This is a genomic window from Chryseobacterium sp. StRB126, assembly GCF_000829375.1.
Taxonomy (GTDB): Bacteria; Bacteroidota; Bacteroidia; order Flavobacteriales; family Weeksellaceae; genus Chryseobacterium.
In genome coordinates this window covers 4,673,101-4,695,004 of record NZ_AP014624.1, presented here as the reverse complement: position 1 = coordinate 4,695,004, position 21,904 = coordinate 4,673,101, and the positions used below count along the sequence as shown (strand labels likewise).

Here is a 21,904-nt window from a genome sequence, read left to right as displayed (position 1 = left end):
AGTAAAAAAAATTGAGTCATGCATGTTGGCAATTTTATGTAATTTTGCACGTATTATAAACAATAACAAACTAATAACTTTGGAAACATCAGAAATCAAAAAGGATTACTCCTGTAAATCCTTGTATGCTATTATTGCACTTCTGTTTTGCAGTGCAAATAGTTCCGCTCAATTAACGATTCCATCAGGAAATACTTTTACAACAACTGAAAACAGACCTTTGAGTGCAATGTATGGGCATGACCGTGTACTTTCTGTTTATCAAAAAAATGAAATGAACATCCCTACAGGCTCAAAAATAACAGGGCTGCGGTATTTTGTTCAGACTGCATATACACCCGTAAATGTTCCTGTATTTATCGGGATAAAAAATAGTGGTAGTTCAACTTTAACTGCAGAAATTTATAATCCATTACCATTAAGTTTAACCTTTGTCTATAACGGAACTATTGTTGGTACCAGTGTAGCAGCAGGTAAATGGATTACACTGCCTTTTTCTGCTCCTTTTACATATACTGGAGATCATTTACATGTATTGGTTGGAACCAGTTTAGGTGATGCCCCTGGCAAAGGTACTACAGACAAAATTCTTAGATGGCATAATGCTACAGCTCAAACACAGGTTTGGAAGAGTAATACTGACCCTATTTTTAATGGTAACGGAATCATTATGAATACAAAACCTAATATTCAGATTTTATATGATACACCGGGAGCTACAGGGACCTTATCATTAGATTATTCTGCTACTACTATGCTGGAAAACAGAAACCAGGTAATTACTGTAAATCGTAATGGCGGATCTACAGGGGCTGTTTCTGTAGACTATGCAACCAGTGACGGGACTGCAATTGCCGGCACTGATTACAATGCCGCATCCGGGACTTTGTCTTGGGCAGATGGTGATATGCAGCCTAAATCTTTTACAGTAACTACTTTACCGGATCTCGCAGCAGATGATAATGAAACATTTTCTATCACACTATCGAATCCTACAGGTACAACTATTAATGGTAACAGTACAAGTACAGTAACGATAAAAAATGTTTTGCCACCTATGGCAGGAACTTACACTGTTGGGGCAGGGGGGAATTATCCTTCATTAACAAATGACGGTGGAATTTTTCAAGCACTTAACCAGAGCGTTGACGGGGTATCAGGACCTGTCACCATTAATATTATATCCGATTTAACTGGGGAGACAGGTAAAAATGGCTTAAACGAAATTATTGGTGATCATGCTGTATTGATTCAGCCATTTGGAGGAGCAAGATCAATCACAGGAAATAGTTCTGGTTATGGTTCTTTACTTAAATTCCTAGGGACTGATAATATTACTATTAACGGTTCAGCAACAGGTGCTACAGTAGGCGGTAAGCTGATTGGTGGTGATTCATCCCTGCGTGAGCTATCAATTTTAGGAAATACTAGTGATAATGAGGCAGTGATTGGATTTTTATCAGGTACTAACGGTGCTAAAAATAATACTGTAAAAAATGTAAATATTACTGGCGGTATCAGTAATACAGGAATTGGTTTTAATGGAAAAGATAATGATGGAAACAAAGTTGAAAACTGTTCTGTTAAAAAAGTTAGTACCGGCATCATTTCAAGAGGTGAAAACGTGGATAATCAAAATATTGGAACGACTATAAAGCAGAACGATTTATCTGCAACAGGAACTGATAAGATATTACGGGCTGGAATAGTTTTATATAATGACATGAACCCTATTGTAAGTTATAATAAAGTATATGTTGAAAGTCCTCTTTCTACAGATGTAGCAGGATTAGGAATTGGTCGGGCAAGTGCAGAATTTGATGCCATAGGTAGTGGTGGAATTAGTGGGGCCATGGTTAATAATAATATTATAGACGGGGTTGTCAGTACAAATACTGATGGGTATTCCGCAGTAGGAATTGCTATTTCAGGAACTTATACAGGTCTTCCCAATACCCTGCAGAATAATATGATCAACAATGTTAGGGGGCAGGCAAAAAATCCTTCTATAGTTGCAGGTATATTTGTTGTGGGTGCTGTAGCTTCCGTGACAAAATTATATAACAATACTATTTCCCTATCAGGTAACAGAGGATCACAGTCGTTGCAGTATCCCAGTTACTGTATAGCACTATCTGGCCTTGACCCTTCATTAGAAATGAAAAATAATATTATGTCTACAACCCAGATTGCTACAGGTGGAGGGTTAGTTAAAACTTATGCTTTTGGAACGGCAAGTACAACTTTTGATAATTTGATTTCAGATTATAATGCTTTTTACAGTGGAGGTGTTCAATCTGGCGGTTTTAGAACAGGAAGTCTTAAATTAAATGCAGGAACAGATCATGCAACATTAGCAGCATGGCGAACTCTTACAACCAAAGATGCAAATTCTGTGGGAGTAGCACCTGTATTTGTATCTGCTACAGATTTACATTTAGATATCAATAATAATCCATTAATAGCGGCTGCCGGAACTCCAATTCCTACAGTAACAACAGATATTGATGGTGAGATAAGGAAAACTGTAAATCCAACTATTGGTGCTGATGAAATTATTGTAGACAATTTAGGAACGGACGATGTTAGAGCATCTGCAAAACTCCGTATTTATCCTAATCCGGTAAAATCAATATTAAATATAGAAAATGATGCTCCAATAGGTAAAGTAGAAGTATTTAATCTGGTAGGGCAGAAAGTTTTAAATCAGACAGTCAATACAAATTCAGCTCAAATTGATTTAGTGAATTTAGTTCCTGGAAATTATTTGGTAAGAGTTTCAAACAGAGATACGGTAAAAACATTTAAGATCATTAAAAAGTAATTTTAATTTTAGATAAAGAAAAACCCCTGGAATATCATATTTCAGGGGTTTTTTGTTAATGACTTTAAAAGTTAGTGGAAGATATTTTGTTATTTATTTAAATGTAACCGCTTTATAACAAAAAACGCTAACCCACAAAAGTTAGCGTTTTGTTTTATTTACCAGCACGAGCGTGGGCTTTTATTTTACCTTTTTATAACAATTCTCCCCATCATGGTAGCCAAAGCAAAGTACAATATTCTTATCTTTTTTCTCAAAAAAAGTAGTATAGGTCATATCAGTATCATTCACATCTTCTGGAAAGGCAATTAAATCTTTATCAAAATTTAAATAAAAATCATTAAACTCTATTGTGTTACCTTCTAATTTGTATTTCGAATTGTAATTCAACAATTTCTTCCCTTTTATATTGTAAATTACTCTGTTATAAACCCCATCCTTGTTAATCGTTAAAGTGTCGTATGTATTCTTGTATGATATGGGTGAATATTTTCCATATATATCTTCATTACTAATATTTTGGCACGAAAATAAAAAAGGTAATAAAATTAAACTTATACTTTTTTTCATATTTATTAAATTTAAGTTGTTCGATTTAAAATCTAGGTCTTGTTAGTATAGATGGTGGTGTTATAGCTTGTTTAAAAACGTTCTTTAAGGTTGGGTTAATTACTTTTTGTTGAACTTCGGAATTGTTTTCAGTCCATATATAAGTATGATATGTATTTCCAAAGCTATTTACCTTTCCATCGGTTCTTTCAAAATTATTTACTGGTAATCTATAAAACAATGACTCTTGTGACTTAGAATCAGTCATTAAAAAAAAATGTTTCATCTCCTAATTTAAACCAAGACACATTTGATCTTCCCCACATTTGCTCATAAAAATCAAAATTTGCTGTGATGGGGTTAGCTTGAAGATAATCCATTTTGACAACTCCTTTTGAATTTTTTGAATTTAGTGCTTTCTGTCTTGCTAAAGAAGAATATGGAGACGATGGCTTATCTAGAGGAGCAAAAGGTCCATCATTAGAATCATTAAATAGACTCACTTCCTCCAAAATATTCAGTTGTTATAGTTCCCCATCCTACATCTTTTCCTCTATGAGTATAACCTCTAATAATAGATTCTCCGTCTTTAATAATATTTGAAGCTCCAGTTTGTCAACTAACTACTTTAGTATCTCCATGGGAGTATTTTTATAAAATTAAGAATATACTCTGTTTCTGTTAATCATATAAAAAACAAAAAACCATCCTTAAAAAAGGATGGTTTGTAGACCCACAGGGATTCGAACCCCGACTGACGGTACCAAAAACCGGAGTGCTACCGTTACACTATAGGTCTGTTTTGATGTTGCAAAATTAGAAAAATTATTTGAACTACAAAAACGAAAATTAAAAAATTATTAACATAAATGCGTGTTAATGGGCTTATCTGTTGATATCCAAAGAATTATTTTTCATAAAAAAAATCAAAATAAAGACGTTTTTTAATACTAAATAATAAAATCTTATCTTTGCAAAAAATTGGGCTCCAAAAGTTGGAGTAACCCATTAATAACTTATCCTTAGCGCAGCAAAAAGGATTATTAAACATTTTTTATGTCAAATATTGTCGCAATCGTTGGGCGTCCCAACGTAGGAAAATCCACGCTTTTTAACCGTTTATTAGAGAGAAGAGAAGCTATTGTAGATTCTACAGCCGGTGTTACCAGAGACCGTCATTACGGAAAATCTGACTGGAATGGTGTAGACTTTACCGTAATTGATACCGGAGGATATGATGTAGGTACAGATGATATCTTTGAAGAAGAAATCCGTAAGCAGGTACAATTAGCCGTAGATGAAGCTACTTCCATTATCTTTATGATGAACGTAGAAGAAGGTCTTACAGATACCGATTACGAAATTTACAGACTTCTTAGAAGATCCAACAAGCCCATCTATATTGTCATTAATAAAGTAGATTCATCCAAAGAAGAACTTCCTGCAACAGAATTCTACCAGTTAGGAATCGATAAATATTACACACTTTCTTCCGCTACAGGTTCTGGAACCGGAGATTTATTGGATGATATTGTTAAAGATTTCCCAACTACAGAATACAAAGATCCTTTCGAAGGATTACCTAAGATCACTATCGCAGGTCGTCCGAATGTAGGAAAATCTACAATGACCAATGCTTTATTAGATGTTGAAAGAAATATTGTAACAGATATAGCGGGAACTACAAGAGACAGTATCCAAACTTTATACAATAAATTCGGACACGAGTTTGTATTGGTAGATACAGCTGGAATGAGAAGAAAGTCTAAAGTAAATGAAGACTTAGAATTTTATTCTGTAATGAGATCTATCCGTTCTATCGAATATTCTGATGTTGTCATCATCATGGTAGATGCTACTCAGGGATGGGAATCTCAGGATATGAACATTTTCGGATTAGCACAGAAAAACAGAAAAGGAATTGTAATCCTTGTGAATAAATGGGATTTGGTTGAAGACAAGCAAACCAATACAATGCGTGATTTCGAGAAAGCAATCAAGGATAAAATTGGTCAGTTCCAGGATATTCCGATTCTGTTTGTATCAGCTTTAACGAAACAAAGAATCCTGAAGGCTGTAGAAGTAGCGATGGAGGTATATGAAGACCGTAAAAAGAAGATCAAAACTTCAAAACTGAATGAAGTAATGCTTCCTATTTTCGAAAATACACCACCACCGGCGTTGAAAGGAAAATATATTAAAATTAAATATTGCGTTCAGCTTCCTACACCATCTCCGCAGTTTGTATTCTTCTGTAACCTGCCACAGTATGTGAAAGAACCATATAAGAGATTTACTGAAAACCAGTTGAGAAAAGAATTCGGGTTTACCGGAGTTCCGATTGAAGTGTATTTCAGACAAAAATAAAATGACTTTTTAATAAAAATCTGGTGAGGGCAACTTTACCAGATTTTTTATAGATATACTTATTCTATTCGCTGCCAAACTTCAATTTCGTTTTTTAGTTGTAATTTTGCAGTAATTAATGTTTACTAACTGTAATTAAAACCTAAAATCTTCATGCTTACTATTTTATCGCAAAACTTTTCCCTTGTTAATGAATGGATTAATGAACTTCGAAACGTTCAGGTTCAGCATGACCGAATGAGATTCCGAAGAAATATGGAAAGAATCGGAGAAATTGCGGCCTTTGAAATCAGTAAAGGACTGGAAGTAAGAGATGTTGAAATTCAAACTCCTTTAGATACCATTAAAAGCAGGGAAATTGCAGTACAGCCGGTAATTACAACCATTTTAAGAGCAGGAGTTCCTTTATTTGAAGGAATTCTTAATTATCTAGACAGAGCAGATTGTGGTTTCGTAGCAGCGTACAGAAAACACGACGCCAACGACTATTTCTCAATCAAGCAAGATTATCTTACCTGTCCAAGCATTGAAGGAAGACCTCTTATTGTAGCAGATCCCATGTTGGCAACCGGAGCTTCCCTGATTGAAGCCATTAAAGATTTATTGACTAACGGAAACCCAACCCAACTTCACATTGTAGCAGCCATTGCTTCAAGACAAGGGGTTGAAACTGTTCAGAATGCATATCCTGATGCTCATATCTGGGTAGGAGCCATTGATGAAGACCTAACATCAAAAGGATATATCACACCGGGATTAGGTGACGCCGGAGATTTAAGCTACGGAGAAAAACTTCAAAGATAATTTAAGAAAGATTCCAGAAATCTTTTATTAAACTCAACAATAAATTGGGCCGTACTTTATCCATGGGATGCTTTGTCTCAGGAAGTACGGCCAATTTTGCATTAGGCAGGCTTCTGTAAACATGAGCACTCTCCTCAAGTGTTACCATATTATCCTTATCACCCACCATAATCTGAACAGGAGTATGTATAGAAGCAAGACGATCTTTCAGTGGTGGATTTTTACCCAAATCAATCATTAAATCAGCTATTGCAGGCAGTAATTGCTTCCATTTTGAACCATGTTGCCTCTCTAAAAGTTGAGCATATTTTGGGATTTTTTCAAGAATAATATCCGGATTAAGCATTTTACTTTCTTTTAAAGCCTGCTCCTCAGTCCAGTCGAATTTTGTTCCCAGAGTCATAATAGAATTGACATTTTCTGGATGTTTCATAGCATAACAAAGGGCAACATACCCACCCATGCTGTGTCCTAGAATATATACATCTGTTAAATTATTCTCTGTGCAATATTTAGTTAATTCCTGAGTGTATTTTTCTATACTGATTCCATCTGTAGGAAGTTCATTACTTCCATGTCCTGAAAATAAAGGAGTATGAATGGTAAAGTAGGTGGAAAGGCCATCAAGGTAAGTGTTAAATATTTCAGAGTGACCTAAAGCTCCGTGTAATAAGACCAAATTCGGCATGATTATTTGTTTTTCGGAAAATTAAGCAAAAGAATTGGAACATAAAAACGAAGAATTATGCTGAAACTTTTGAGCTGAAGGAATGATTTGTAAATAAACTTCGAGTCCTAACTTTGGAAGGAAAGAGTAAGTTTTGTTTTGCAAGTGAATAGTGAATGAGTGTATTTTGATAACCTAAACCTTGAACCTTTTTATACATCCATTGCCATCACCAGTACACTCACCTTGTTATCTCCGGCATTTAAAATCTCCCAGGCAATAGAAGAAACGGTAGTTCCTGTTGTAAAAACATCATCAATCAGCAGAATATGTTTTTCTGTAATAGGTTTTGTAACCGAAAATGTATTAACAGTTTCCTGTCTGTGTTTTTTGTCCTTCAGCGCTTGGGCTTTAGAATAATAATTTCTCTTGATTAATTGATGGTCGAACGGAATTTTATAGTATTTTGAAAGAGCTTCCGTATATAAATGAAGTTGATTATAACCTCTTTCTCTCTGTTTTTTGGGATGAAGAGGCACGCTTACCAGAAGCTCAGGTTTCTGATCTCTGAAATCCAATCTTTCGATAGTCCATTCTGCTAGAATTTTTCCTATGATTTCTCTGCTTTTATATTTAAGTTCATGAATGATTTTCCTGCTTAAACTATCTTTTTCAAACTGAATAAGAGCATAGGCATTCTCAACAGGAAACGAAAGTTTGCATTGCTCTTTAACCGGATTATTTTTGGAATAATCATAATGGGTAAAATGGATCTGTCCGAAGCATAGACCGCAAACCAGAAGATCAGCCTCAATAATTCTATTACAGTGAAGACATCGGTTGGGAAAGAGTAAGTCTAATATCATAAGTGTGTTTTTACTAAGATATAAAATAGTTCTTTAATCTTTACTCTCAATCCTTCAAACTCAAAAATCTTTTTTTATCTTCTCAATGGCGTTTTTCATGCTAAGATTAAAATGCTCTTTTTCCAAGCGCACGGGCGGAGCCTGTCTTACCTCACAATCCGGGATGCTGCAGGATTCGCATGTTACTCCTACATTGATAGTTTCTAATGATGGAGACTTTATAAAACTGATTTTTTTAATTGTTTGCGAGTTCAGTAAAATTCCCAGACAATAACTTCTGTTGCTGCCATCGGAAAAAGGATTTTTCTGAGAAGTGGAAATAACCAGATAGCTTATTCCCTGGTCTTTATAATGTGAAATTTGAGCATCAGTCAGCGTTTCGTTTTCCTTTAAATGATGAAGGTTTTTCACTGCAATCCATCTTCTGCAGTAATGTTCATTCATAGCATTGGCATGAGGAGCCTGCTGATGATTAAGATGCAGTTCTTTTAAAATTTGAATTTTTTCTGATCCTTTCTTTTTAACCAAACATAGGTAGAATAAATCCTTAATTCCCATTTCTGCAGAAAGGATATTGGTCAGGCGATAATAGAACGTTTCCGGCGAATCAGTGAAACTATTGATAAGACTGGCGAAATTCTCAGGCTTCCATGTATTTTGCTGGAAAAATTCTGATGTTTTTTCAATGGAAGGTTCCTTTGAGATTAATAAAGCTCCCGCAAAATAAGATGCATAAAAATTATTCAGGATTTCTTCAAAACTTCCGAAGTCAAGCCAGGAGTATGTGGTAGGCCGAACTTTCAAATCCAGAACGTTGAAGCCTATTTCTTTAGCGAGAATAAATGTTTTCTGATCCTTTTCAAGCTTTTTATTCAGAAGCAATAATTTTTTTTCCGGAATAAACAGAGACCGTAGGTTGTTTAGTGTTCCGTAGATTTCAAAATCTTCAGATTGAATTGTATAATTGAAGTTTTCTGTAAGAATACGCTCAAGAATATCAGACTTTAAATTTTTATCAATTTGAAGGTGATTTTCTTCGGTAAACTGGCTTACCTTATCTTCAATTTCCGGGAAATAATTGTCGTATAACTCCTGGAATGATCTCAAAACCGCAAAGTAGAACCTTTCCTTTCCAAGATTATAGTTCTGAGAAATTTCTATCAGTGCATTGATGAAAGCTGTTACCTTTTTAGGCGCATCGCTTATAATACTGATAAGGTTATTTTTGTTGATTCCGAATAATTCCAATGGAACTTCTTTGAAGAAATCGGATTGTAGAATTTCATTAAAAGGAGCAAGGCTTTTGTCCAGTTTTGTAGAAACCAGGTCATCAAAAGTGCAGTTCAGAGCTTCAGAAAGCTGAATGATTTTATCATGTTTCGGGTATTTCTTTCCATTTTCAATCTCATTAAGGTAAGATTTTGATAATCCGGTTTTTACAGCAAGATCCTGTAGAGACCAATTTTTCTTTTGTCTCTGCTGTTTCAGTTTTAGCCCGAAAACTGTTTTGATATAGTCGCTTTCTGAATTCATTACTCAAATATAAATAATTAGATGCGATTATTCGCATAATAATTTTTTGAAAAAATTAGCGAACGTTCGCTGTTTGTGAAAATTTTTGTTTATGTTTGTAACATCAAGTCACAAAATCAATATGTTATGGAAACCAAGACTCAATTAAAAATTACGGCCAAGAAGCAGTTTGAAGAAATTTTCACTCCCGATTTGATAGATTTTTTAATAGCGCTTCATCAGAATTTCAATCATAAAAGGGTAAAACTTTTAGAAGAACGAAAAAAAACTCAGAAAGAATTCGATCAGGGTAATCTTCCAAAATTTCTGAAGGAGACAGTGGAGATCAGGAATGGGAATTGGGTATGTGCACCATTACCGCAAGATTTATTAGATAGGAGAGTAGAGATTACAGGTCCGGTTGACCGTAAAATGATTATCAATGCTCTGAATTCCGGAGCTTTTACCTTCATGGCGGATTTTGAAGACAGCAGTTCGCCCACATGGGAAAATGGGATGGAAGGACAAATTAATCTTTCCGATGCAATTAACAGAACCATAGATTTCGTCAACGAAGCAGGAAAGGCTTATAAACTTAATCAAAAGACCGCAGTTTTATTGGTAAGGCCAAGAGGATTACATCTTCCTGAAAAGCATATTAAGATTAATAATGAAGAAGCATCAGGCTCATTGATTGATTTTGGAATTTACTTCTTCAGAAATGTGAAAAAGCTGTTGGAAAAGGGAAGTGGCCCATACTTTTATCTTCCAAAATTAGAACATTATAAAGAAGCAGGATGGTGGAATGAAGTATTTGTTTTTGCTCAGGAATATCTGGGAATTCCACAGGGAACAATTAAAGCAACTGTTTTAATAGAAACCATTACAGCCTCATTTCAGATTGATGAAATTTTATATGAATTAAAAGAACACAGCTCAGGACTGAATTGCGGAAGATGGGATTATATCTTCTCATACATCAAAAAATTCAGAAACCTTCCGGAATTTATTGTTCCGGACAGAGATCAGGTAACCATGACTTCACCTTTTATGAGTGCCTATTCAAAAAGAGTGATTGAAGTCTGTCATAAGAGAAACGTTCATGCTATGGGCGGGATGGCAGCACAGATTCCTGTAAAAAATGACGACGAAGCTAATAATATTGCTTTTGAAAAAGTAAGAAGCGATAAAGAAAGAGAAGTGAAAAACGGTCATGACGGAACATGGGTGGCGCACCCCGCGTTAGTTTCAGTGGCTAAGGATATTTTTGATGAGCATATGCCTTCCAAAAACCAGATCGATAAAAAATTTGAATACAACATACAGGAAAGTAATCTGCTGGAAATCCCGAAAGGAGAAATTACAGAGAAAGGAGTAAGAAAAAATATTAATGTAGGAATTCTTTATCTCGAAAGCTGGCTGATGGGAATTGGAGCTGCTGCTATTTACAATCTGATGGAAGACGCTGCCACTGCTGAAATTTCAAGAACGCAGATCTGGCAATGGCTTAAAAATGAAGCGGTATTAAGTGATGACAGAACATTAACCCGCAATATGGTTCTTCAATGGGAATCCGAAGAAATGGACAATATTGAAAAATATGTTGGAGAATCCCGTTTTAAAAACGGAAAGTTCAACCTTGCCAAAGAGCTTTTCAATGAATTGATATTCTCAGAAAACTTTGAAGAATTTCTAACCCTTAAAGCATATCCTTTCATATAGTTCGACAACGAGAGAATAGAAATAACTGAATATTCACAAAATCCGCATCTCGAACCCAATAATTCAACAAACAAAATCCAAATATTATGAAAACAAGACAAGAACAAATCCAGGCTCTAGAGCAAGATTGGCTGACAAATCCACGCTGGAATGGCGTAAAAAGACCTTATACGGCAGAAGAAGTATTAAAACTTCGTGGCTCTTACAAAATAGATTATACCATTGCGACAGAAATGTCTAAGAAATTCTGGGAAAAATTAAATACCCAAGATTTTGTGGCAGGGCTTGGAGCTCTAACAGGTAATCAGGCTGTGCAGGAAGTTGATGCCGGCTTAGAGGCGATCTATCTTTCAGGATGGCAGGTAGCTGCAGATGCTAATTTATCTGGAGAAATGTATCCGGATCAGTCTTTGTATCCGGCGAATTCAGTGCCTTCTGTAGTAAAGAAAATTAACAATGCTTTATTAAGAGCAGATCAGGTTCAGTCGGTAAGCGGAGCTGGAGATAAAGAATATCTTGTTCCGATTATTGCTGATGCTGAAGCAGGTTTTGGAGGAAATCTGAATGCATTTGAACTCATGAAACAAATGATTGAGGCAGGTGCTGCTGGCGTACACTTTGAAGATCAGCTTTCTTCTGCAAAGAAATGTGGACATTTAGGAGGGAAAGTATTGGTTCCTACTCAGGAAGCCATTAATAAGTTAGTTGCGGCACGTTTGGCAGCAGATGTATTGGGTGTTCCAAGTCTTATCATCGCCAGAACAGACGCTGATGCAGCAGACTTGCTGACTTCAGATATTGATGACAGAGACAAAAAATTTGTAACAGGAGAAAGAACTTCTGAAGGATTTTATGTAGTAAAAAATGGAGTAGAACAGGGAATAGACCGAGGATTATCTTATGCACCTTATGCAGACCTGATCTGGATGGAAACTTCCAACCCGGATTTGGAACAGGCGAAAAGGTTTGCAGACGGAATTCATGCACAGTTTCCAGGAAAAATGCTTGCTTATAACTGCTCCCCTTCATTCAACTGGGCGGCTAAACTGAGCGTAGAGGAAATGTCTACCTTCCGCGAAGAGTTAGCGAAAATGGGCTATAAATTCCAGTTTATTACCTTGGCAGGATTCCATGCTTTGAATACGGCAATGTTTGAATTGGCTTTAGCGTATAAAGAAAGAGGGATGGCCGGATATTCAGAACTTCAGGAGCGTGAATTTGCTTTACAATCAAAAGGATTCAGAGCGGTAAAACATCAGTCTTTTGTAGGGACAGGATATTTTGATGAGGTTCAGAATGTTGTTACCAACGGATCTTCTGCTACCGTAGCGATGAAGGATTCTACAGAAACAGCACAGTTCCATTAAAATTCAGTTTTTTGCATTATACATATTTTCGAAGCTCTCCTCAGTTTTTGGGGAGGGCTTTATGTTGAAAGGGCTTTTTTATAATGAATATTTTATATGGTTTCAAGATGTTTTTGATAGGTTATGTATTTTAAGGAAGTCTAAAAAATCAGAATGATCTTAAATGAAAAATTATATTATATTTGGACACTGAAAAAAAGTAAATTTTTCAAAAAAAGTATATATTATAATGAAACTAATTAAATTATTTTTTATTGCAGCAGGATTAACTTTAACTGCAAATACTGTAAATGCTCAACAAAAGATTGGGAATATAAATACTGATGACATTTTTAGTAGTTTATCTGAGGTGAAAACAGCTGGGGAAGCTATTGATAATCTAACTAAAGCTAAACAGACTGAAATTGATAAAATTATCAGTGAGTATCAAACTAAGTTGAAAACAGCGCAGGAAAAAGAGAAGACATTAACGAATGCTAATAAAGATACTGTAACTAAAGAACTAGTTGTTGCGCAAACAGAATTAGATAGTCTGGCTAAGAAAATAGAGGAGGGAAGAGCACAGGCAGCTAAGGAAATCTCTGCTAAACAAAATGATTTGTTTGCTCCGATACAACAAAAGGTAAAAGATGCTATTTCTATAGTTTCTAAAGAAAAAGGTCTGAACTATGTATTTGATATTGCAGCACGTGGGTCCAATCTTATCTATACCGATGGAGGGGAAGATATTACTGCACAGGTAAAAGCAAAATTAGGAGCTTCAGCAACCGCTTCTAAACCAGCAGCAGTAAAAGCTAAGAAATAATTTCAATCTATTGAAAATTGCAAAACGGAATCAGATTAGTCTGGTTCCGTTTTTTTATACAATAAATATCAGTTTTTGTATGAAGATTCATGAGAAATCTTTTATTTTAAATCTTAAATTTGAGTAAATATTTCAAGGAGATGAGTTTGGTATATGAAAAACAGATTAAAGTAACGGAAGAACATATCGATCAGAATAATCACGTTAATAATGTTCAGTATGTACATTGGGTGGAAGAAATAGCAGCAGAACATTGGGATCTCTTAAAACATAAAACAGAATATGAAAATGATGCCTGGATGCTTCTGGATCATCATATTCGCTACAAAAAGCAGGTGTATCTGGATGATGTAATCACCGTGAAAACTTATCCGCAAGCTCCGGAAGGAGCTAAGCAGCCGAGAAAAGTAGAGTTCTATTGTCATGATGAACTGGTTGTGGATTCAAGCACCCTTTGGATTCTGTTTGATACGGAAACGAAGAAAATAAAAAGGCTGGAGGGCAATTGGCTGGAGGGATTAGCCGGGGAAATTGATGAGAACTATATTTGAAAATCATTGTAATAGAGACCGTCTTTTCTTTGTTAAGCGGTTTTGTCATATCTTTGCAGTATGATACGTATTACAAAAATTTTTACATTCGAAACAGCCCACGTACTGTACAACTACGATGGGAAATGTAAAAATATGCATGGACATTCCTATAAACTGTTTGTAACAGTGAAAGGAAAACCGATTAATGATATTGATAACCCTAAAAATGGGATGGTAGTTGATTTCGGAGATATCAAAAGTATCGTAAAATCTGAGATCGTAGATGTTTGGGATCATGCAGTGCTTTTAAATGCACTTACTCCTCATAAAGAGTTGGGTGATGATCTTGAACAGAAAGGGCATAAGGTAATCTACTGCAGCTTCCAGCCAACCTGTGAAAATATGCTGTATGCCATTGCTGCCAAAATAAAATCAAGACTTCCGGAAGGAATTTCTCTGGCTTATCTTAAACTTCATGAGACTGAAAACTCTTATGGAGAATGGTTTGCAGAAGACAATCAATAATTATTATCCCATAAAGCTCACAAGGTGTTAAAAACAACAATTAATTTAGAACCTGGAAAAAAAGTATACTTTGCTTCAGATCAGCATTTCGGTGCACCTACTCCTAAAGAAAGTAAGGTACGTGAAGAAAGATTTATACGATGGATGGATCAGATTAAAGAAGATGCACAGGTTTTATTTTTAATGGGTGACCTTTTTGACTTCTGGCATGAATGGAAACATGTAGTGCCCAAAGGATATGTCCGTGTTTTAGGGAAAATTGCAGAACTCAAAGATCGAGGAATCCATATTTATTTTTTTGTGGGAAACCATGACCTTTGGATGAAAGATTATCTTGAAGAAGAAATTGGTTGTACCGTTTTTTACCAGAAACAGTATTTTGAAATGGGCGGAAAACAGTTCTTGTTGGCCCATGGAGATGGTTTGGGACCTGGTGATAAAGGATACAAAAGAATGAAAAAAGTCTTTACCAATCCGATAGCACAATGGTTTTTCAAGTGGCTTCACCCTGATATAGCGATGAAAGTTGCTTTGTATCTTTCCCAGAAGAATAAAATGATCTCAGGAGAAGAAGACAAAGCATTCTTAGGAGAAGATAAAGAGTTTCTCATTATTTATTCCAAAGAAAAGCTGAAGACGGAGAAAATTGATTATTTCGTATACGGGCACCGTCATCTTCCTATGGTATTGGATTTAGAACGAAATTCAAAATACATCAATCTTGGAGACTGGATTTCCTATTTTACCTATGGCGTTTTTGAAAAAGACTTTGAACTGAAGGCTTTCGAGTAATAAAAACAAAAAAATTACCCCTAAAAAGAGGTAATTTGAGAATGAGTGGGGGACTCATTCTGTTTTTAATCCATATTCCGATTAAGTAATTGCAAGAAGTTTACCAAAGTCAAATTTTGATATTAAAAAAACATTAAATAAAAATATTTTGTCCAAATAATTGCTTTAAGCAGAAGTAATAAGACGATTGAAAAAATTATGGAACCGAAAAATATATTCAACATACAAACCGAACAGGATTTCCTGGATGTATCATTGAAAACATTTCGTTATCAGTATGAAAATGTTGAGATATATAGAAAATTTGTAGATTATCTGAACATCAATCCGGATGAGGTTAACAATTTATCGGAAATTCCTTTTCTTCCGATTGAAATGTTTAAAAACCATCAGATTCTGGATAAAAATGTGACTACGGACCTCTTTTTTCAAAGTTCCGGAACCACACAGATGAATCTTTCAAAGCACTTCATTGCCAATACAGATTTATATGAAGAAAGTATTTATAAAAGTTTTGAACAATTCATCGGAAAGCCTGAAGATTTTATTTTCCTTGGGTTATTACCAAGTTATCTGGAAAAACAGAATTCATCATTGATCTACATGGTAGATTATCTGATGAAAAAATCAGCAAAACCTGAAAACGGGTATTTCCTTTATAATCATTCTGATCTTTTCAATCTTTTGAACCGGCTACAGGATAAAAAAGTAATTCTTTTCGGAGTTTCCTTTGCTTTATTAGACTTCTTAGATTATTGTCATTCTGAACATAGCAAAGAATCTCTAAGTATTCTTGAAAACCTAATCGTCATTGAAACCGGTGGAATGAAAGGCCGAAAAGAAGAAATGACAAAAGACGAACTGTTGAAAATTTTGCAGGAAGGCTTCAAAACAGATAAGATTTACTCAGAATATTCAATGACAGAGTTGTTATCTCAAGCTTATTCCCTTGGAAACAATGAATATCAGTGTCCTAATTGGATGAGAATTAAGATCAGAAATGCTGAAGATCCTTTCTCTTATGAAAAAGAAGGCAGAACAGGAGCTATTAATATCATCGATTTAGCCAATACTCATTCTTGCTCTTTCATTGCAACTCAGGATTTGGGAAAAATAATAGGCGATAAATTTCAGGTGTTGGGAAGAATAGACCACTCTGATATCAGAGGCTGCAGTTTGTTAGTGAGCTAACCAAAGATAGTTTCGGGATTCATAATATTGAATTTTGTTTGTTGAAAAGTGTCTCATATCTCATGTCTGAATGGCTTCAATCTAAACTAAGATTATGCTTAAAATAGAAGAACTTGTTCACGCATACATTCATACCCATTGCGATTTTGAAAAAGAACTCGTACTGACTAACTATTTTCAGGCTGATTGGGAAGCGGATATGCTTATTATTGATGCGGAAGGAATGAGCCATGAAATTGAGATCAAGCTTTCAAAAAGTGACTTTAAAAACGACTTCAAAAAATCATATTTTAATAAAGATACAGGAGAAAAATTTCTGAAACATGATAAAATTTCCTGTGGAGACTATGTATGTAATGCTTTCAGTTTTCTATTGCCAATGGGAATGGTAGATTCTAATCTCATTCCGGAGCATTGCGGAATCATTGAGTTTTATCATAATGCAGATACCTGGGACACAGAATTCTATCTTATCCGTTCCCCAAAAAGGCTTCACGAAGATTCTTATTGGAAACTGAATGATAAAGATCTTTTCATCAGAAAAATGGCTTTAAATCTGCTTCAACGTAAAATGGAAATCAAAGGAAAGCATGAAGAGCTTATTTTCAAAAATCCTTTTGATCTTAAAAATAAAAAGTAAAAGTATCATGTCTTCTTTTAGCACATAGCTAAATCACTTACTTCATCAGCGACAAAGGCGCACTTCTTTGCCTCCTAAAAATAATACTCCCTCATCATAAAACTTTGCGTTTAAAAAACTACCTTATAAAACAAAAAATCCTGTCATCAGACAGGATTTTATAGTTATATGTAATTCTAAAATTAATTAGTCAGCTACTTCTGCAGTATCTCTCTGAAGTAAGAATTTGTAGATTAATCCACCTACAATTCCTCCAAGAATTGGAGCTACCCAGAACAGCCAAAGCTGTGACATAGCCAATCCGCCTGTGAAAACGGCCTGCGAAAGGGATCTTGCAGGGTTTACAGAGGTATTTGTAATTGGGATTGAGATCAGGTGAATCAAAGTAAGGGCAAGACCAATAGCGATCCCTGCAAACTTACCATTAGTCCATTTATCCGTAGCGCCCATAATAACGATAAGGAAGAAAGCTGTTAATAAAAACTCTGCAAGGAATGCTGCTCCCATACTGAAGGCTTTTCCGTTGTACACTGCTTCTCCATAGAAATTGGTAGCAAATGCTCCCGGTGCTGAGAAATCTACAGCTCCGGCTCCGTTAAGGATTGTGTATAGACATCCTGCAGCAACAATTGCTCCAAGACACTGTGCCACAATGTAAGGGATAAGGTCTTTTGCAGAAAATCTTCCCCCTGCTAAAAGCCCGAAAGAAACTGCAGGGTTGAAGTGACCACCGGAAATATGTCCCACGGCATAAGCCATCGTAAGAACAGTAAGACCGAAAGCTAGAGCAACCCCTAAAAGTCCGATGCCGATATCAGGAACACCCGCTGCAAAAACAGCGCTCCCGCAACCCCCGAAAACAAGCCAAAATGTGCCGAAAAATTCAGCAAAAAGTTTTTTTATCATATTGTTTATTTTTAAAATGTAACTCAAATGTAGAATTTATATCTTAAAGTAAAAAGTTAAAACTGAAAAAAAACAACAAAATTAGAGGAACAAAAATTGTAAATTAAACAAATTGGTTTGATGTTTGTTTGGGATTTGTTGGGATACTATGATGGTTATTGTTGAATGAGCTAACATAATTGTTTTATCCTTCCGTAGTAATTTAAAGTGGTGGTTAATGAGAAAGTTTCTTTGTGTGGTCTTTGTACCTTTTATGTATAGTTTACATTATTCGCAGGCGGCAAAAAAAAACCTTCCCTGCTATGATCTTACAACTGTTTTAAAGGTTGAGGCTACTCCGCTTTACAAACCCCATCTGGATGCTTCTAAAAGTTTTGGAGTACACTTACTGAAGGATTTTAAAATGGTACAAAAGTATATTGATAAAGGAAAGTTTCATAAAATTAAGAAATCCGGAAAAGGATATCAGATTCAGAAACTTGATTACAGCAAAGCCTATATGGTCTCTAAAGCGAAAACCACATTGGAAAATATCGGCTCCAAATTCAGTAAGGCAACAAAAGGAGCTACATTTACTGTTTCATCCATAACCCGAACACTGGAAGATCAATGCAGGTTAAGAAGAGTGAATTCTAATGCAGCTTTGGGAATAAGCTCTCACAACTACGGAAATTCCTTCGATATTTCTTACGTACGATTCAATAATGTTCTTAAAAATAATCCGAAAATGGAAGCGGCTTTGGAGAAGGTTTTAAAGCGTTATGTAGATGCTGGTAGAATTTATTACATAAAAGAAAGACAACAGAGCTGTTATCATATTACAGTGCGGAATTATTAATTAAATTCCTACTTGCACAGCATGTTTAGTTTATATAATTTTATACAACTAAAAACCATGCTTATGACAACGTTAAACATCGTAGACTATTTACTTCCTGTAGAAGAATGCAGAATTGCTGCAGACGAATGGAGCCTTTGTCGTTCTAATTATTCAAGAATCAAAGAATTAATTCCTACTACGTATGTCTTTACTGTTTCTGATGGCCCGCTTGAATGGATGAAAAGCTATAAGGAATATCCTGAATTCTGTGCTACAATGGGAATATGGAAAAATCAACTGATCCTTATTTTTTATCCTATGAATGAAAAGGGAGACCGAATAGATCAAAGAGAATATCCTTATTGCTTTCTTTCCGAATTGGCAAGTGACGTAAAACTTCAGGAGGTACAAGAATATACTATTGTTAAAAATACCATTCTTTCCAAAGGACTTGAAAAAATAGAGAAAAATACAGATATGGCTTTTCCTATATCCAATAAGCCCATTCTTGAGCAGGATAAAGCGATAGAAGCTATTGAAAGCTGGAGAGAATCAGGGATGGATTGGTTTTACAAAGAATGTAATGAATCCAAAGGGATAGGAATTTTTAAAAGATTCTATGTTCCTACGGCAGATTTATGCCTTTTAGATGAAGGTTTGAAGGAAATTAAATGTTCTTTCGGACTTAAATATAACGATGTGTACGGAAAAATGTTGGTAACCCTTATTTTTATCTCCTTCCGTGAAAATCTTCAGAATGCAGAACGTGCTCAGATGATGTCCAATACCTATGACTGGGCAAAACCATGTCCACCTATCTGCCGCATACCAGGGATGGATGGTGAATTTTAAAATAATAAATAAAAGGAATGGCAGATCTTTATAAGACGATTTTATTCCTAAACTACGGGTTGCTTCTTACCGTTATAGTGTTAGGAGCTGTTAAATACCGCATATTAAATCCTAAAGAAAAGCCGTATTTTTATTGTATTGCTTTTCTGTTTTTTATTGAACTGCTGAATCTGGCTTTGCCTTATATTTTCAAACTTGATGATACTTCATTTATTTATCCGTTCTATATTGCCGGAGAGTTTTTTTTACTGACAGGTCTGTTCATCAGAAAATTGGATTGGCCTAAGTATCTTTTAGGGTTAGGAGCTTCAATTGCAGTGGGTTTTATGATCTCAAAATACGGTTTTAATGAGCCTGCTAATGCTGATATAGCAAAAGTTATTTCCAATATCATCATCATTTGTTTATCCGGAGTAACGCTGATTGATGAAATCAAAAAAACATCTGCTCAGAACCGTTTTCTTTGGGTAGATGCCAGTATTTTTTTCTATTATTCTGTTTCAGTATTCATTTTCATTATTCAGCATCAGATTGTTAACCTTTCAGAAAACAATTATTATATTCTTTTCACAGCCAATAATATTTTTTCCAGTATTCTGTACTGTTCACTTTTATATACCTTCATCCGATTAAAGAAGTAACCTTAAATATCAACCTTTTGATTCTTATAATTGTTACAATAGCAATTATAGTTTCTTTTATAATACTCGCTTACAGAGCTTTTATAAGCAGGATTATAAAGGAAAAAAATAGGCAGCATGAAGCAGAAGTTCTTCATCAGAAAAAGCTGGCATTGGAAAACATCAAAGCTCAGGAAGAAGAACGGAGAAGAATTGCTGTGATGATTCATGATGATATAGGAAACAGACTTAATATTCTTTCCTTGTGGCTCAATAACCTGGATACAAAAGGTGATGAGCTGATTAAAAAAAATATCCACAGCCAGATGTCTTCACTTGTTGATGCTGCCAGAAGTATTTCTCATTCATTATATCCTGTGAATTTAGAATCGGTGGGACTGGTTTTGTATGCTGAGGAACTTATTGCTAACCTTTCCCATAAGATTAATATTTCCCTGCAGGTGATGTCCGGATATGAAAAGAAAGATATCTTCGTGGAAGTACAGCTGTATCGTATAATTCAGGAATTTACTACCAACGTAATCAAGCATTCTAATGCCACAGATTTGTGGATTTATATAAAAGATTATCAGAAAAATATGGCAGTTGTTATTTCAGATAACGGTCAGGGATTTGAGTATGAAGAAGTAGCAAAAGGTATGGGAATCAAAAACATTGAATCCAGGATCAAATCGATGAATGCTGTTCATAAATGGAAAAAATCTTTTTTAAATAAAGGAAGTCGTTTAATCATTAAAATTCCGAAACATCATGAGTTCCCAAATCAAAATAGCACTAATTGATGATGAACAGCTGATCCTTGAAGGGGTAAAAATGCTGCTGTCCAATGAAAAAAATATATCCGTATGCGTTACTGCAGATAACGGACCCGATTTTATAGAGTATCTTGGAAAACTTTCAGAACAAGAATTTCCTGATATAGCACTGGTAGACGTTCAGATGAAGCCAATGAATGGTTTTGAACTGGTAGAAATTCTCAAAGAAAAATATCCCGATCTTAAGATCATTATTTTGTCTTCCCATTATAAAACATCCATTTTAGGATATATGGTCAAGTTGGGTGTTTCAGCTTTCCTTCCTAAAAATTCAGACAGGAAAACATTTATTGATGCCATTACAATGGTTGATAAAAATGGAGTTTTCTTTACAGCAGAAGACCACCAAATGCTGTTTACTTATATGAACAGTTCTGCCAAGAAAAACTCGCTCTTTGAAACTGAAGATGAATTATCTGAAAGAGAAAAAGATGTGGTTAAACTAATCTGTCAGGAGTTTACCAACAATGAAATAGGAGAAAAACTATTCATTAGTCCCAGAACCGTTGAAAGCCACAGACAGCGTATTCTTGAAAAGATAGGCGCTAAAAACACAGTGGGAATAGTCATCTATGCCATTGTAAACAATATTTATTCTCTTGATAAAATATAGTGTGATTCCGTAGAAATACGGAATTTTTTATTTGGTACTTTTCACTCTAGCCAGGCTGCATATTCTTCCGTTATTTTGAAATGTCTCTTTTAG

Annotated in this window: 22 protein-coding genes and 1 tRNA gene; 16 read left to right on the top strand and 7 right to left on the bottom strand. The window is 35.1% G+C overall.

Annotation, left to right across the window (positions count from 1 at the left end; translation table 11 throughout):
* Window positions 1-79: 79 nt before the first annotated feature.
* On the top strand, window positions 80-2,824 hold the full coding sequence (locus CHSO_RS21260; protein WP_045500628.1) for a Calx-beta domain-containing protein: 2,745 nt from the start codon (window positions 80-82) through the stop codon (window positions 2,822-2,824).
* A gap of 180 nt (window positions 2,825-3,004) precedes the next feature.
* Here CHSO_RS21260 and CHSO_RS21255 read toward each other — a convergent pair whose 3' ends face one another.
* From CHSO_RS21255 to CHSO_RS21240, 3 genes are all read right to left on the bottom strand, one after another.
* Window positions 3,005-3,394, bottom strand: coding sequence for a hypothetical protein (locus CHSO_RS21255; RefSeq protein WP_045500626.1), 390 nt, complete (start codon window positions 3,392-3,394; stop codon window positions 3,005-3,007).
* Between the two features lie 239 nt (window positions 3,395-3,633).
* A complete protein-coding gene (locus CHSO_RS21245; protein ID WP_144429002.1) occupies window positions 3,634-3,885 on the bottom strand; it encodes a hypothetical protein in 252 nt (83 codons plus the stop codon).
* Window positions 3,886-4,101: 216 nt separating this feature from the next.
* Window positions 4,102-4,172 (bottom strand) — tRNA-Gln (locus CHSO_RS21240).
* Between the two features lie 257 nt (window positions 4,173-4,429).
* Between CHSO_RS21240 and der the strand changes: the two genes are divergently transcribed.
* Together der and upp are read left to right on the top strand one after the other, a co-directional pair.
* Complete coding sequence (gene der / locus CHSO_RS21235; protein ID WP_045500618.1) at window positions 4,430-5,740, top strand: ribosome biogenesis GTPase Der; 1,311 nt, start codon at window positions 4,430-4,432, stop codon at window positions 5,738-5,740.
* 153 nt (window positions 5,741-5,893) lie between these two features.
* The gene (gene upp, locus CHSO_RS21230) at window positions 5,894-6,544 is read left to right on the top strand and encodes a uracil phosphoribosyltransferase (RefSeq protein ID WP_045500615.1); all 651 of its coding nucleotides are present in this window, start codon (window positions 5,894-5,896) and stop codon (window positions 6,542-6,544) included.
* Window position 6,545: 1 nt separating this feature from the next.
* Here upp and CHSO_RS21225 read toward each other — a convergent pair whose 3' ends face one another.
* The 3 genes from CHSO_RS21225 to CHSO_RS21215 all read right to left on the bottom strand — a co-directional run bounded on the left by CHSO_RS21225 (window position 6,546) and on the right by CHSO_RS21215 (window position 9,610).
* Window positions 6,546-7,232, bottom strand: coding sequence for an alpha/beta fold hydrolase (locus CHSO_RS21225; RefSeq protein ID WP_045500613.1), 687 nt, complete (start codon window positions 7,230-7,232; stop codon window positions 6,546-6,548).
* Window positions 7,233-7,423: 191 nt separating this feature from the next.
* Window positions 7,424-8,077, bottom strand: coding sequence for a ComF family protein (locus CHSO_RS21220; RefSeq protein WP_045500611.1), 654 nt, complete (start codon window positions 8,075-8,077; stop codon window positions 7,424-7,426).
* A 60-nt stretch (window positions 8,078-8,137) separates the two neighbouring features.
* Complete coding sequence (locus CHSO_RS21215) at window positions 8,138-9,610, bottom strand: helix-turn-helix domain-containing protein (RefSeq protein WP_045500608.1); 1,473 nt, start codon at window positions 9,608-9,610, stop codon at window positions 8,138-8,140.
* A gap of 126 nt (window positions 9,611-9,736) precedes the next feature.
* Here CHSO_RS21215 and aceB point away from each other — a divergent pair, with 126 nt between their 5' ends.
* From aceB to CHSO_RS21175, 8 genes are all read left to right on the top strand, one after another.
* Window positions 9,737-11,311 carry a malate synthase A gene (gene aceB / locus CHSO_RS21210; protein ID WP_045500606.1) on the top strand — a complete coding sequence of 525 codons (1,575 nt, stop codon included), beginning with the start codon at window positions 9,737-9,739 and terminating at the stop codon, window positions 11,309-11,311.
* A gap of 86 nt (window positions 11,312-11,397) precedes the next feature.
* On the top strand, window positions 11,398-12,678 hold the full coding sequence (gene aceA, locus CHSO_RS21205) for an isocitrate lyase (RefSeq protein ID WP_045500603.1): 1,281 nt from the start codon (window positions 11,398-11,400) through the stop codon (window positions 12,676-12,678).
* Between the two features lie 229 nt (window positions 12,679-12,907).
* Window positions 12,908-13,483 carry an OmpH family outer membrane protein gene (locus tag CHSO_RS21200; RefSeq protein WP_045500601.1) on the top strand — a complete coding sequence of 192 codons (576 nt, stop codon included), beginning with the start codon at window positions 12,908-12,910 and terminating at the stop codon, window positions 13,481-13,483.
* Window positions 13,484-13,602: 119 nt separating this feature from the next.
* The gene (locus tag CHSO_RS21195) at window positions 13,603-14,034 is read left to right on the top strand and encodes an acyl-CoA thioesterase (protein WP_232509106.1); all 432 of its coding nucleotides are present in this window, start codon (window positions 13,603-13,605) and stop codon (window positions 14,032-14,034) included.
* Window positions 14,035-14,094: 60 nt separating this feature from the next.
* Window positions 14,095-14,541, top strand: coding sequence for a 6-pyruvoyl trahydropterin synthase family protein (locus tag CHSO_RS21190; protein WP_045500594.1), 447 nt, complete (start codon window positions 14,095-14,097; stop codon window positions 14,539-14,541).
* A gap of 24 nt (window positions 14,542-14,565) precedes the next feature.
* Window positions 14,566-15,333, top strand: coding sequence for a UDP-2,3-diacylglucosamine diphosphatase (locus CHSO_RS21185; RefSeq protein ID WP_045500591.1), 768 nt, complete (start codon window positions 14,566-14,568; stop codon window positions 15,331-15,333).
* A gap of 198 nt (window positions 15,334-15,531) precedes the next feature.
* The gene (locus tag CHSO_RS21180) at window positions 15,532-16,524 is read left to right on the top strand and encodes an acyltransferase (protein WP_045500589.1); all 993 of its coding nucleotides are present in this window, start codon (window positions 15,532-15,534) and stop codon (window positions 16,522-16,524) included.
* 94 nt (window positions 16,525-16,618) lie between these two features.
* Window positions 16,619-17,164, top strand: coding sequence for a hypothetical protein (locus tag CHSO_RS21175; protein WP_045500586.1), 546 nt, complete (start codon window positions 16,619-16,621; stop codon window positions 17,162-17,164).
* Window positions 17,165-17,350: 186 nt separating this feature from the next.
* On the opposite strand, the gene aqpZ is transcribed toward CHSO_RS21175, so the two are convergent.
* On the bottom strand, window positions 17,351-18,067 hold the full coding sequence (gene aqpZ, locus CHSO_RS21170; protein ID WP_045503109.1) for an aquaporin Z: 717 nt from the start codon (window positions 18,065-18,067) through the stop codon (window positions 17,351-17,353).
* Between the two features lie 220 nt (window positions 18,068-18,287).
* Between aqpZ and CHSO_RS21165 the strand changes: the two genes are divergently transcribed.
* The 5 genes from CHSO_RS21165 (at window position 18,288) to CHSO_RS21145 (ending at window position 21,811) form a co-directional block, all read left to right on the top strand.
* Window positions 18,288-18,908 (top strand): DUF5715 family protein, encoded by a 621-nt coding sequence (locus CHSO_RS21165; protein ID WP_045500584.1) that lies wholly within the window; start codon window positions 18,288-18,290, stop codon window positions 18,906-18,908.
* Window positions 18,909-18,971: 63 nt separating this feature from the next.
* Complete coding sequence (locus tag CHSO_RS21160; RefSeq protein WP_232509105.1) at window positions 18,972-19,742, top strand: hypothetical protein; 771 nt, start codon at window positions 18,972-18,974, stop codon at window positions 19,740-19,742.
* A gap of 17 nt (window positions 19,743-19,759) precedes the next feature.
* Window positions 19,760-20,383 (top strand): hypothetical protein, encoded by a 624-nt coding sequence (locus CHSO_RS21155; protein WP_045500580.1) that lies wholly within the window; start codon window positions 19,760-19,762, stop codon window positions 20,381-20,383.
* Between the two features lie 17 nt (window positions 20,384-20,400).
* The gene (locus tag CHSO_RS21150; protein ID WP_232509104.1) at window positions 20,401-21,165 is read left to right on the top strand and encodes a sensor histidine kinase; all 765 of its coding nucleotides are present in this window, start codon (window positions 20,401-20,403) and stop codon (window positions 21,163-21,165) included.
* Window positions 21,134-21,811 (top strand): response regulator transcription factor, encoded by a 678-nt coding sequence (locus CHSO_RS21145; RefSeq protein ID WP_045500574.1) that lies wholly within the window; start codon window positions 21,134-21,136, stop codon window positions 21,809-21,811. The genes CHSO_RS21150 and CHSO_RS21145 overlap by 32 nt, the downstream gene beginning before the upstream one ends.
* The last annotated feature ends 93 nt before the right edge of the window (window positions 21,812-21,904 follow it).